The organism is Streptomyces sp. RFCAC02 (assembly GCF_004193175.1).
Classification (GTDB): domain Bacteria; phylum Actinomycetota; class Actinomycetes; order Streptomycetales; family Streptomycetaceae; genus Streptomyces.
In genome coordinates, this window is record NZ_SAUH01000001.1 from 4,747,922 (window position 1) to 4,760,282 (window position 12,361).

At 74.4% G+C, this 12,361-nt stretch carries 10 protein-coding genes; 5 read left to right on the top strand and 5 right to left on the bottom strand.

What is annotated here, in order from left to right:
- The first annotated feature begins 10 nt into the window (after positions 1 to 10).
- The 3 genes from EMA09_RS22085 to EMA09_RS22095 are packed head-to-tail and all read left to right on the top strand — an operon-like array spanning position 11 to position 3,836.
- Complete coding sequence (locus tag EMA09_RS22085) at positions 11 to 1,093, top strand: thiamine ABC transporter substrate-binding protein (protein WP_240796515.1); 1,083 nt, start codon at positions 11 to 13, stop codon at positions 1,091 to 1,093.
- Positions 1,090 to 2,745, top strand: a complete 1,656-nt coding sequence (locus EMA09_RS22090; protein WP_129842724.1) for an iron ABC transporter permease — start codon at positions 1,090 to 1,092, stop codon at positions 2,743 to 2,745. The genes EMA09_RS22085 and EMA09_RS22090 overlap by 4 nt, the downstream gene beginning before the upstream one ends.
- Before the next feature lie 11 nt (positions 2,746 to 2,756).
- Positions 2,757 to 3,836 (top strand): ABC transporter ATP-binding protein, encoded by a 1,080-nt coding sequence (locus EMA09_RS22095; RefSeq protein WP_129844191.1) that lies wholly within the window; start codon positions 2,757 to 2,759, stop codon positions 3,834 to 3,836.
- A 57-nt stretch (positions 3,837 to 3,893) separates the two neighbouring features.
- Here the strand turns inward: EMA09_RS22095 and EMA09_RS22100 are convergent, their stop codons facing one another.
- Positions 3,894 to 4,268, bottom strand: a complete 375-nt coding sequence (locus tag EMA09_RS22100; protein WP_129842725.1) for a MerR family transcriptional regulator — start codon at positions 4,266 to 4,268, stop codon at positions 3,894 to 3,896.
- A gap of 57 nt (positions 4,269 to 4,325) precedes the next feature.
- Between EMA09_RS22100 and EMA09_RS22105 the strand changes: the two genes are divergently transcribed.
- On the top strand, positions 4,326 to 5,453 hold the full coding sequence (locus EMA09_RS22105) for an alkene reductase (RefSeq protein ID WP_129842726.1): 1,128 nt from the start codon (positions 4,326 to 4,328) through the stop codon (positions 5,451 to 5,453).
- A gap of 7 nt (positions 5,454 to 5,460) precedes the next feature.
- Here the strand turns inward: EMA09_RS22105 and EMA09_RS22110 are convergent, their stop codons facing one another.
- Together EMA09_RS22110 and EMA09_RS22115 are read right to left on the bottom strand one after the other, a co-directional pair.
- A complete protein-coding gene (locus tag EMA09_RS22110; RefSeq protein ID WP_129842727.1) occupies positions 5,461 to 6,654 on the bottom strand; it encodes a hypothetical protein in 1,194 nt (397 codons plus the stop codon).
- A complete protein-coding gene (locus EMA09_RS22115; RefSeq protein ID WP_129842728.1) occupies positions 6,636 to 7,400 on the bottom strand; it encodes an ATP-binding cassette domain-containing protein in 765 nt (254 codons plus the stop codon). Before EMA09_RS22115 ends, EMA09_RS22110 begins: the two co-directional genes overlap by 19 nt.
- Positions 7,401 to 7,713: 313 nt before the next feature.
- Between EMA09_RS22115 and EMA09_RS22120 the strand changes: the two genes are divergently transcribed.
- Positions 7,714 to 9,147, top strand: coding sequence for a gamma-aminobutyraldehyde dehydrogenase (locus tag EMA09_RS22120; protein ID WP_129842729.1), 1,434 nt, complete (start codon positions 7,714 to 7,716; stop codon positions 9,145 to 9,147).
- 159 nt (positions 9,148 to 9,306) lie between these two features.
- Here the strand turns inward: EMA09_RS22120 and EMA09_RS22125 are convergent, their stop codons facing one another.
- Together EMA09_RS22125 and EMA09_RS22130 are read right to left on the bottom strand one after the other, a co-directional pair.
- A complete protein-coding gene (locus tag EMA09_RS22125; protein ID WP_129842730.1) occupies positions 9,307 to 10,068 on the bottom strand; it encodes a MerR family transcriptional regulator in 762 nt (253 codons plus the stop codon).
- An 839-nt stretch (positions 10,069 to 10,907) separates the two neighbouring features.
- Positions 10,908 to 12,314, bottom strand: a complete 1,407-nt coding sequence (locus EMA09_RS22130) for an SWIM zinc finger family protein (RefSeq protein WP_129842731.1) — start codon at positions 12,312 to 12,314, stop codon at positions 10,908 to 10,910.
- Between the last annotated feature and the right edge of the window lie 47 nt (positions 12,315 to 12,361).

The following is a 12,361-nucleotide window of genomic DNA, read 5'->3' on the forward strand; positions in this document are numbered from 1 at the left end:
AGGCAGCATCATGAAGCGCACCGCGATGTCCCGCCCGGCTCTCGGGGCCGCCGGGCTGGTCCTCGGCCTCGGCCTGGTCACCGCCTGCGGTGGCGACGACGCCGGGGAGCAGGGCGACGGCGGTTCGAAGGACGTCACGCTCGTCACGCACGACTCCTTCGCGATCTCCGACGACGTGCTCGCCGAGTTCGAGCGGCAGAGCGGCTACACGGTGCACATCGTGCGCGGCGGCGACGCGGGCGTCGTCGTCAACCAGGCCGTGCTCTCGCAGGGCGCCCCCCAGGGCGACGTCCTCTTCGGTATCGACAACACGCTGCTGTCCCGCGCGCTGGACGAGGACGTCTTCACGCCGTACGAGCCGGCCGGGATCGACGCCGTCCCCGCCGACCTGCGCCTGGACGACGAGAACCGGGTCACCCCCGTCGACACGGGTGACATCTGCGTCAACTACGACCGCGCCTGGTTCGCCGACCACGGCGTCGAACCGCCCGCCACCCTGGAGGACCTGGCCGACCCCGCCTACCGCGACCTCCTCGTCGTGGAGAACGCCGCCACCTCGTCGCCCGGCCTCGGCTTCGTGCTGGCGACCGTCGCCGCCTTCGGCGAGGACGGCTTCGCGGACTACTGGGAGCGGCTCGCCGACAACGGCGTGGAGGTCGTCGACGGCTGGGAGCAGGCGTACAACGAGCGCTTCTCCGGTGCCGGGCAGGGCGGCGACCGGCCGCTCGTCGTCTCCTACGCGTCCAGCCCGCCCGCCGGCGTCGTCTACGGCGGTGACGAGCGTCCCGACGAGGCCCCCACCGGCGTCGCGACGGGAACGTGCTTCCGGCAGATCGAGTTCGCCGGCCTGCTGGACGGCGCGGAGAACCCCGAGGGCGGCCGCGCGCTCCTCGACTTCCTGATCGGCCGGGAGTTCCAGGAGGACATGCCGCTCACGATGTTCGTGCGCCCGGTGCTGCCTGACGCGGCGCTGCCGGAGGAGTTCACGCGTTACGGAGCGGTCGTCGACGACCCGTACAGCATGGCGCCCGAGGAGATCGCCGAGGGCCGCGACGGCTGGATCGACACCTGGACCTCCGCGGTTCTCGGATGACGCCGGCCGGACGCGCCGCAGTCGTACGGGCCGCGCTGCTCGCGGTGCCTGTGGCCTTCCTCGCCGTCTTCTTCGCCTACCCCGTGACGGCGATCGTCGGGCGCGGGCTGCGGGAGGACGGTTCCTGGCAGCTCGGCCGTGCGGCGGAGATCCTGGGGGACGGCGACACGGTGCGGGTGCTGTGGTTCACCGTCTGGCAGGCCGCCGCCTCGACCGTGCTGACGCTGGTGCTCGCGCTGCCGGCGGCGTGGGCGTTCGCGCGGCTGCGGTTCCCGGGGCGGCGCGTACTGCACGCCGCGGTGACCGTGCCGTTCGTACTGCCCACCGTCGTGACAGGAGCGGCGTTCCTCGCGCTCGTGGGCCGGGGCGGGCTGCTCGACGACTGGTGGGGCGTACGGCTCGACAACTCGGTGTGGGCGATCCTCCTCGCCCACGCCTGCCTCAACTTCGCCGTCGTCGTCCGCACGGTCGGCGGGCTGTGGGGCCAGCTCGACCCGCGCCAGGAGGAGGCCGCCCGCGTGCTCGGCGCCTCGCCACGGGCCGCCTGGCTGCGGGTGACCCTGCCCGCCCTGACCCCGGCCGTGGCGTCGGCGGCGGCCATGGTGTTCCTCTTCACCTTCACGTCCTTCGGCGTCGTGCAGATCCTCGGCGGACCGCGCAACGGCACGCTGGAGGTCGAGATCTACCGGCAGACCGCCCAGTTCCTCGACCTGCCCGCCGCTGCTGTCCTCACGCTGCTGCAGCTCGCACTCGTCGCGGCCATGCTCATCACCCAGTCCGTCCTGGCCCGCCGCCGCGAGACGGCCCTCTCCCTGACGGACGCGGACCGTACGGCCCGCCCGCCGCGCGGCGCAGCGCAGTGGGCAGTGCTGGGGACCGTCCTCACGGTCATCGCGCTGCTGCTGCTCCTCCCGCTCGCCGTCCTGGTCGAACGCTCCCTGTCCGTCCCCACTGGGGGCTACGGACTGGCCAACTACCGTGCGCTCTTCTCCACCGACGGCGGCACCTTCGCCGTCGAACCCTGGACCGCGGTCGGTACGTCCCTGCGCTACGCCGCCATGGCCACGGTCATCGCCCTGGTGATCGGCGGCCTCGCGGCGGCGGCCCTCGCACGCCGCGGTGGGGGGCGACTGCTGCGCGGCTTCGACGCGCTGCTGATGCTGCCGCTCGGCACCTCGGCCGTCACGGTGGGCTTCGGCTTCCTCATCACGCTGGACGAACCGCCGCTCGACCTGCGGCAGTCCTGGATGCTCGTGCCGCTGGCCCAGGCACTGGTCGGCGTCCCGTTCGTCGTACGCGTCCTGCTGCCGGTGCTGCGCGCCGTGGACGACCGGCTGCGGCAGGCCGCCGCCGTCCTCGGCGCCTCGCCCGCGCGGGTGTGGCGGGAGGTGGACCTGCCGCTGGCGCGGCGGGCGCTGCTCGTCGCCGCTGGGTTCGCGTTCGCCGTGTCGCTCGGCGAGTTCGGCGCGACCGTGTTCATCGCGCGCGCCGACAGCCCCACGCTGCCCGTGGCCGTGGCCCGCCTCCTCAGCCGCCCGGGCGCCCTCAACTACGGACAGGCCATGGCCCTCAGCACCGTCCTGATGGCCGTCTGCACCCTCACGCTGCTCGTCCTCGAACGCCTGCGCCCGCCGGAGACGGAGACCCCATGACCGCCGCACCCATGCCCCCCGCCCTCCTGGAACTCGCGGGCCTCACCGTCTCCTACGGCGACCGCACGGCGCTCCACGGCGTGGACCTCACCGTCGCCGACCACGAGACGGTCTGCGTCCTCGGACCGAGCGGCAGCGGCAAGTCCACGCTGCTGCGGGCCGTCGCCGGGCTCGTCCCCGCCGCCGACGGAGCGGTGCGGCTGGCCGGCCAGGAACAGGCGGGCGTACCCGCGCACCGGCGCGAGGTGGGGCTGATGTTCCAGGACCACCAGCTGTTCCCGCAGCGCGACGTGGGCGGCAACATCGCGTTCGGCCTGCGGATGCGGCGCGTGCCGCGCGCGGAGACGGCGCGCCGCGTGGCCGAACTGCTCGACCTCGTCGGCCTGCCCGACGCGGCGCGCCGCCCCGTCGGCGCGCTGTCCGGCGGCGAGCAGCAGCGCGTCGCCCTCGCCCGCGCCCTCGCGCCCAGGCCCCGCCTCCTCATGCTGGACGAGCCGCTCGGTCAGCTCGACCGCGACCTGCGGGACCGGCTCGTCGTCGAGCTGCGGCAGTTGTTCCGTGACCTCGGGACGACCGTGCTCGCCGTCACGCACGACCAGGCGGAGGCGTTCGCGCTGGCCGACCGGGTCGTCGTCATGCGGGACGGGCGCGTCGCGCAGACCGGCACGCCGGTGGAGGTCTGGCGGCGCCCTGCGGACGCGTTCGTGGCGCGTTTCCTCGGCTTCCGCAATGTCACCGGCACCGCCGTCGAGGTCCGCGACGGCACGGCTGCCACGGAGTGGGGCGAGGTGCCCGTCCCGGCCGGTACGGGGGACGGCCGCCGGCGGCTGCTGGTCCGGCCGTCCGGCGTACGGCTCACGGCGCCCGCCGACGCGCCGCTGCGCGCCACCGTCGCGGCCCGGACGTTCCGCGGGGACCACGTGCTGCTGCTCCTCGACTGCGCGCGGGGTCCCCGCCTGGAGGCGGCCTGCCCGCTGCGGGCCGCGCCGGCCGAGGGCGAGGCGGTGGGCGTGGCGTTCGACCCGGCGGAGGTCGTCGCGCTGGACGGCGAGGCGGTCACGCCCGCGGCGGGGGCACGGTCGGCCGTGTGACGCGTCGGCCGGCCGGGGCGGCCGCGGGACGGTGCCGACCGCCGGGCGCGCCCCGTCTCAGGCCGGGTCCGTGACACGTCCCGACGCCGCCGCGATCACCTCGTCCAGGGTGTCGCGCGAGCGCACGAGGTCACGGATCATGCGGTCGATGCGTGCCCGCTCCGCGGTGAGGTCGGCGACCAGCCGTGCGTCGGCCGTCTCCGCCGGTCCGCCGTCCTCGTCCCGCATGCACGGCAGGAGCTGCGCGATCTTGGCGCTGCACAGTCCGGCGGCGTACAACTCCTGGATGCGGACGACGCGATCGACCGCGCTCCCGGCGTACTCGCGGTGTCCGCCGGGGGTGCGGTCGGACGTCAGCAGCCCCTGCTGCTCGTAGTAGCGCAGCGAGCGCTCGCTCACCCCCGCGCGGCGCGCCAGCTCACCGATCCGCATCCCGCGCCCCCCTTCCGACTTGAACTTGACACCGATGTCAATTCTTACGCTGCCGCCATGACCGAGACAACCGCGACCGCCTCCGCCCCCGCCACGCCCGACGTCGCCCGGCTGTTCGAGCCGGTGCGCCTGGGTCCCCTCACCCTGCCCAACCGGTTGGTGATGGCGCCGATGACCCGCAACCGCGCCGACGCCGACGGCGTTCCCACGCCCCTCATGAGCACCTACTACAGCCAGCGCGCCACGGCCGGTCTGATCATCGCCGAGGCGGCAACGCCCAGCCTCGTCGGCCGCACCTATCCGCACACGGCCGGCATCCACACCGACGCCCAGGCGGCCGGCTGGCGGCACGTCACCCGGGCGGTCGGCGCAGCGGGCGGGCGGACATTCCTCCAGATCCAGCACGGCGGCCGCGTGGGTCACCCCGACACCAGCGGGCTCCTGCCCGTGGCGCCCTCCGCGATCCCGCTCCCGGAGACCGTCCACACCCCCACCGGCCGCAAGGAGGCCGTCGTCCCGCGCGCGATGACCGCCGGGGACATCCGGGACACGGTTGCGGACTTCGCCGCTGCGGCCCGCCGGGCCGTCGACGCGGGCTTCGCCGGCGTGGAGGTGCACAGCGCCAACGGCTACCTGCTCCACCAGTTCCTCGCGGCGAACACGAACCACCGCACCGACGCCTACGGCGGGTCGCCGGCCGGCCGCATCCGTCTCACCGTCGAGGTCGTGGACGCCGTCGCCGCGGCCATCGGCGCCGAGCGCGTGGGCCTGCGCGTCTCCCCGGGGTCCACGGTCAACGGCATCGTGGAGACCGACTCCGACGTGCTGTACCCCGCGCTGCTCGACGCCGTCGCCGGCAGGGGACTCGCGTACCTGCACATCGTCCGGTCCGACTCCGCCGACCCCCTCTTCGGCCGCCTGCGCGCCCAGTGGCCGGGCACGCTGATCGGCAACCCGGTGCTCCCCGACGCGATCCCGGACGACGGCGGCCGGGCGGCGGCCGAACGGCTGCGGGCGGCCGGCGCCGACCTGATCGCGCTCGGCCGCCCGTTCCTCGCCAACCCGGACCTCGTCCGGCGGCTGCGGACCGGCGCGCCCGTCAATCCGGTGCGGGACGCCTACCTGATGTACGTGGGCGGAGCCACCGGGTACACCGACTACCCCGCTCTGCGAGCCTCCCGGTGACGTACGGTCAGCGGCCGGTCGGCAGGGTGATCATCTGCGCGGCCAGCCACGTCAGGGGCAGGAACACGGCCAGCAGAACCGCGGTGCGGAGCATGGCCGACCGGCGCAGCAGCCCGCGCGGGGCGCCGAGCCGCAGCAACAGGGCCGTGGCGGGGCGCCGTGCGGAACGTGCCTGGTCGGCTGCCGTAGCAACCGATCCCATGGCGCACAGCAGGACGGTGGCGGCGCCCAGCACACCGAGAGGTCCCAGCTCACCGAGTCCGTCCAGCTCCAGCGTGGCGAGCACAGCGGCGCAGGCGGCGGACAGTGCCCCCAGCGGACGGCCCACCCGCGTGGCCTCCTCCTGGAGACCGCGCCCGGCCAGCAGGCGCAGGACACCGGGCCTGCCCGTGGCCAGCAGCAGGCCGCACACGTGGGTGAGGCCGGGAGCCGCCAGGACGACGCCCGCAGCGATCAACAGCCAGCCCGTCACCATGCCGGGACTGGCGCCACCGAGGGCACCGCCCAGGGGCAGCCAGCCATCAGGGGGAACGGCCACCGGGTCGTCGGACGCGTAGGCGGAGATGGAGATGCCGGCGCCCATCAGTGTCGTTCCCCAGGGGAGCCCCGTGGGTACGGGCAGCGGCGGTTCGGCGCGGGCCGCGTCGGCGAAATCGGCGGCCTCCACGGCGTAGGCGGTGCGCCGGCGCGCGGGACGGGCGTGCAGGGTCAGCGCGGTGGCGGCCGCGGCGGCGACCGGCGCGACGGCCAGCAGCGTCACCGTGGCGCCCAGCGGAAGCGGCCCGCCCGCCGACAGCAGGTCGGCGGCCGCGCCGTGGAACGGAAGGCTCGTGAGGTCACCGCGCAGGAGCAGGAACAGCCCCCACGCGGCTCCGCTGCCCAGCAGCCCGGCCGCCGCGGCGGAGACCGCCGCGAGCGCCGGCACCCGCGCCGGCCCCATGCCCGCCACGTCGAGCCCGGATGGCGGCCGACCCGACGGCTCCGCGCGCGCCACGACGACCGCCAGTTGCACCGTCGCCACCAGCGGGACGGCGCACCACAGCAGCCGGGGGATGGCCGAGGCGGCACCGGACGGCCGTGCCACCGCGTAGGCCAGGGCGCTCAGCAGGAGGAAACCCACCCCGCCGGCCGCGCACGCCAGCAGCAGACGGCGCAGCAGGACGGCGGGGTGGGAGCCACGGGTCAGACGGTAAGCGAGCACGGTGCCTCCGCGGCGGCGCCTTCGGCGCGGCCGTCGACGAGCGTCAGGGTCCGGTCGGCGAGCGTGGCGACCTCCGCGTCGTGCGTGGCCAGGACGACCGTGATGTGGTGCGAACGGCCCGCCGTCGTCAGGGTGCGCAGGACCTGGGCGCGGTCCGCGCGGTGCAGCGGCGCGGTCGGCTCGTCGGCGAACAGGACGTCCGGTTTGTGGACCAGCGCGCGGGCGAGCGCGATGCGCTGGCGCTGCGACTGGAGCATGGCGTACGGGCGCTTGTGGGCGCAGTCGGCGACGTCCAGGCGGTCCAGCCAGTCCATGGCGGTACGGCGGGCCGTGCGGTGTCCTGTGCCGGCGAGCAGGAGGGGCAGGGCGGCGTTCTCCCAGGCCGTGAGTTCGTCCACGAGCTGCGGAGTGTCGCCGACCCAGCCGAAGCGGTCGCGGCGCAGGCGTTCCCTGGACGGGGGCGGCAGGGTGTGGACGGGCACGCTGTTGAACCAGACCTCGCCCTCGTCGGGCACGATCTGCCCGGAGAGGCACGTGAGCAGCGTCGTCTTGCCGCAGCCGCGGGGGCCGGTCACGGCCAGGATCTCGCCCTGGCGGATGTTCACGGAGACGCCGAGGAGGGCCGGCGAACCGTTGTGGGAGTACCGCAGGCCGCGCGCCCAGAGGACATCGTTGTCGGGGGGCGCGGTGGGGGGCGGTGCGGTGGGGGACTGGGTCGGGGTTGGGGCTGTGTCGGGTGGGGCCATGGCCGTCGGCGCCTCCGCTCGTCGTGAGCCCGTACCTGGATGTCCGCAGCACGCTGACACAGGGCGGACGGGCCGGGTGGGCGACTCGGCGGGCCCCCGCGGGAATCCTCCGGACGGGGGACAGGGCGCGGGCGTGCTCATGCCCGGCGTGCGTGACGGGAGATTCTTCCCTCCGAGCGAGTGAATACTGGTGATCGTCCGGTGGGGTGGCTTGCCTGTGGCGTATTTTGCGCCTGGCGTGCTGTTCCGGAACGGCCGCCGGGCTTAGGGTGAGCCGCATGGCCGCCAGGACGGGCGAGGCAGGAGGGCTTGCGTGAGCAGCGAACCGCGTCGGGTGCGCAACTACATCGAGGGCGAGTACAGGGACGCCGCGGACGGGCGGACGCTCGACGTGCACGATCCGGCCACGGGCGAGGTGTACACGACCTCGCCGCTGTCCGGCGCGGACGACGTGAACGCCGCCATGACCGCGGCCGCCGACGCGTTCCCGGCCTGGCGTGACGCGACGCCCGCGACGCGGCAGCTCGCACTGCTGCGCATCGCCGACGCGTTCGAACGGCACGCGGACGAGCTGCTGGCCGTCGAGTGCCGGGACACCGGCAAGCCCCTGGAGCTGACGCGTGCGGAGGAACTGCCCGCGATGCTGGAGCAGATCCGGTTCTTCGCGGGGGCGGCGCGCATGCTGGAGGGCAAAGCGGCGGGGGAGTACATGTCCGGCCTCACGTCGTTCGTCCGGCGTGAGCCGCTCGGTGTGTGCGCGCAGGTCGTGCCGTGGAACTACCCGGTGATGATGGCGGTGTGGAAGTTCGCGCCGGCCCTCGCGGCCGGGAACACGGTCGTCCTCAAGCCGTCGGAGACCACGCCCGCGTCGGCGTCGTTCGTCGCGGGGCTGATCGGGGAGATCGTGCCGGCCGGCGTGTTCAACGTGGTGTGCGGCGACCGTGACACCGGCCGGCTGATGGTCGCCCACCCGGCGCCGGCGATGGTGTCGGTGACGGGGTCCGTGCGCGCGGGAGCGGAGGTGGCGGAGAGCGCGGCGCGGGACGTGAAGCGCGTCCACCTCGAACTGGGAGGCAAGGCGCCGTGCGTCGTCTTCGAGGACGCCGACATCGCGGTGGCGGTGGAGGGCATCAGGGACGCCGGCTTCTTCAACGCGGGGCAGGACTGCACGGCCGCGGCGCGGGTGCTCGTGCACGCGCCGGTGCACGACCGGTTCGTGGCCGAGCTGGCGAAGGCGGCGGAGGAGGTCAGGACGGGGGACGTGACCGATCCGGACTGCTTCTACGGGCCGCTGAACAGCGCGGAACACCTGGCGAAGGTGGCCGGTTTCGTGGACGGTCTGCCGGCGCACGCGACCGTCGTCACGGGTGGGCGCCGGGTGGGGGACCGGGGGTGGTTCTACGCGCCGACGGTGATCACGGGGTGCCGGCAGGACGACGAGATCGTGCAGCGCGAGGTGTTCGGGCCGGTCATCACCGTGCAGTCGTTCACGGACGAGGCCGAGGCGGTGCGGCTGGCCAATGACGTGGAGTACGGGCTGGCGTCGTCGGTGTGGACCCGGGACCACGGGCGGGCGATGCGCATGTCGAAGGCGCTCGACTTCGGCTGCGTGTGGATCAACACCCACATCCCGCTGGTGGGGGAGATGCCACACGGCGGCTTCAAGCAGTCGGGTTATGGGAAGGACCTGTCGGCCTACGGCTTCGAGGACTACACCCGGGTGAAGCACGTGATGACGGCGCTGTGACCCGGGTCCGGTAGAACGTTGTACGCGGCGGCGGGCCGCATCGGTCGGCTCTGTCCCGCAGTTCGAGGACCTGTGTGACGTTCGGACGGCATCGGCCGGTGGATCGTTGCACCACGCGGCGCCGGAGGTCTGCAGCCCTCCGGCGGGGTGGGCCGTCGGTCAGCTCAGCCGCGCGTCGGCGTAGACGGCCATCGCGTCGCGCTGGTAGTCGGCGAGCCCGTCGGCGATCCTGTCGAAGTTCGCGCGGAACTGCGGGTCGTCGGCGTAGGTCTTGCCCAGCCCCTTGTACGCGGCCGCGCACGGGGTCCAGAACCGGCAGACGCCCTGGTAGTGGACGTCCACCTCCTCCTGCACGGCGGGGTCGGTGACGGGTGTGCCGGCCACCATGAACTCCGCCATGCGGATCATCTGTGCCGTCGCGTCACGCTGCCACTGCTCCATGCTCTCGGGGGACATTCCCTCGATGGTCCGCTGGGACTGCTCCCACTGCTCGGGCCACCGCTCGCGTGCCTCCGCGTCATGGTCGCCGGACTCGAACCCCTCGAAAAGGTTCTCCGGCCTGTTGATCCGCTGCATGCCGCTGTTGTCCCTGCCTTCCTCCAGTTCGGCGATGGTGCGGCCCACCGTGCGGGCGAGTGTCCCCAGGCGGTCGCGTTCCGCGAGCAGCCGCCGGTGGTGCTCGCGCAGCGCGGCCAGTTGATCCACCTGGCTGTCCAGGACCGCGCGGATCTCGCGCAGACCCAGGCCGAGCTCCCGCATCAGGAGGATCTGCTGCAGCTGCAGCAGACCGTCCTCCTCGTAGTGGCGGTGTCCGTTGCTCCCGATCCACGCCGGTGGCAGCAGACCGATCTCGTCGTAGTGCCGCAGCGTCCGGGACGTCACCCCTGACATCCGGGCCACCTCGGCGATCGACCAGGCCATGGCCCCGCCTCCTGTCGCCGGGCCGGTCTCTCCGGCCACAACGAGGACGGTAGGGGTTGACGCAGCGGAAAGCGCAAGCCCGGACCGTCGTGGCCGACCGGCGGCGACGGCCGGGCACCGTCGGGTGCGACGGCCGGGAGCCATGAGCGATGCTTCGGGCGTGCGGCGGCGACCGTCCCCGTTCCCGACGGGGCGAGCCGGGTGCGGCACCGGTGTACGCGCCGCGGGTGGAGCGTCGGCGATGGATGTCAGGCGGTGATCGGCCGCGGCGTGGGCGGAGTGGAACGATGCACCCCGGCCAGTTCGCCCACCGGCGTCAGGCAGGCCCCTGGCCACCGGCGGGCCGCGTCGGGGACTGGACGACGGGCCGACCGGCGCGGGTCAATCGTTGTACCCATGCCTCGGTCCGTGCGTGCCTCGGCGGGAGCCGGTACCGCTGCCCGTGCACCAGGAGACACGCGGGGCCGGGGGCGCGAGGCGCGCGGGCGGGTGGAACGTTCTACCGCGGTGCGGTCACGGACTCGCCCATCGACGGGAGTACGTCCGGCCGTTGCCCGCCGGATGGACGCCGGAGCGGCCGAGTGCATCGTTGTACCACTGCGAGGACAGCCGGTAGCGGGTGGGCAGTTGTGGTCCGGGGTGAGGCGCCTCGGCGGTGCATCGTTCCACCTCCGTGCAGACCGCGTCGGCGGGGTACCGCAGCCGTCACGCCTCTCCCGCCCCGAGGTGCGGCGTCGAGGAGAGGGACGTTCGCCGGGTGCCGGTCCGCGGCGTCGGGGGCGAGCCGTGCGCGGCGGTCGGGTAGATCGTTGCACCGCTACCGGGAACCGCCCGGTGCCTCAGTCCGCCACCCGCCGGGTGGGCTCGCCCGACAGCGCGCCACGGCGCGCCAGTTCCGCCGCTATCGCGTGGCGGCACTTCCCCCGGCTGGTGCGGTGTTCGGCCCACCAGTGGCAGGTGCAGTCATCCGCGATCCCGTCCGCCCCGAACGTCACCCGATGGGCGTGGTCGGGGCCGGCGACCGTCGCGCCGCCCGCGCCGGCGTCCAGCCGCACCTGTCCCTCCGCCACCAGCGCGCGGGCGGCCGCGAGGCGGGGGATGAGCCGTTCCGCGCGGACGGCGTCGAACGGCAGCTCGCGGTGGAAGTACGCGGCCTCCGCCAGGTCGTAGCCGATGCGCCCCGCCGTCGCCAGCAGCCCGACGGCGGCGCGGACCCGGGTCACGGTGAGGCCCGTGTTGCCGGCCAGCGCGCCGAGGTCCAGGCCGCTGCTGTACCCGAGGTGCGGTTCGACGAGCCCCGCGTCCTCGGCGGCACGTTCGGCCTCCAGCGTGCCGCGGGCCGGCGCGTCGAACGGCAGGCCACCGCCGCGTGGATCGGCGGACAGGGTGAGGACGAGCCGCATCCCCGGCATCACCAGTTCCCAGGCCGACACGGCCGGGGCCGAGCCCGCGCGCACCGGCGGCCCGTACACCCGCAACGCCGTCGCGAACCGGAGCAGCGGACGCAGCGCCGCGAGCCGGCCAGGAGCCGCCAGGTGCACCGCTCCCGGGGACGGCGCGGCGGACAGGCGCAGCGCTGGGCCGACCGGAACGAGCCACACCGAGCGCCCGTACCCGGGCGTGGCCGTCAGCCCGGCGATGAGCCGGGTGGCCTGCGGCGCCGACAGTTCCGCCCGCAGGTCGAAGCCCGCCGACGCGGTGCCCAGTTCGGCGAAGGTGCGCAGCCAGCGTTCGGGCAGGGGTACTCGTCGCTTGCCGCGGCCGGGCACCGGGCCGTCCGGTGTGCGCGGGGCCGACCGGTCGCCGAGGGAGACACGCAGCTCCCGGGTGTCGCGGACGGCGGTCAGGGTGGCCCTGTGCTGCTCGCCCAGGTCGACACTCGTGCTGCCGCGCCCCACCGTGCCGTCCGACAGGGACTCGGGCAGGACGTCGAGCCGGGCGGCGACGCCTCGGCAGATGGACAGCGACTCGAAGCGCAACCGCTCCCCGTCGGCACCGGCGATCGGGTCGCGGGGCAGGGGGACGTGGCGGCGGCGGTCGTGGTGGGCGTTCGCCACATCGACGACCGCGAGCAGGCTCCGTGCGAACTGCTCCGGGTGCCGAACCGTTCCTTCGAACAGCCACGGTGCCGGGTGCGGACCCTCCGGGGTCGTGCCGCCGGACGTCATCAGGGTCAGTCGCCCGCGGCCCGCGTCCAGGACGGACGGCCCGGGGTATCGGTATGCGTGCCACCTTGTCGCCACCATGCGGAGCACGTTAGCGCGCGCAATCGGTTTCCGCTCCGTCGCAGGGC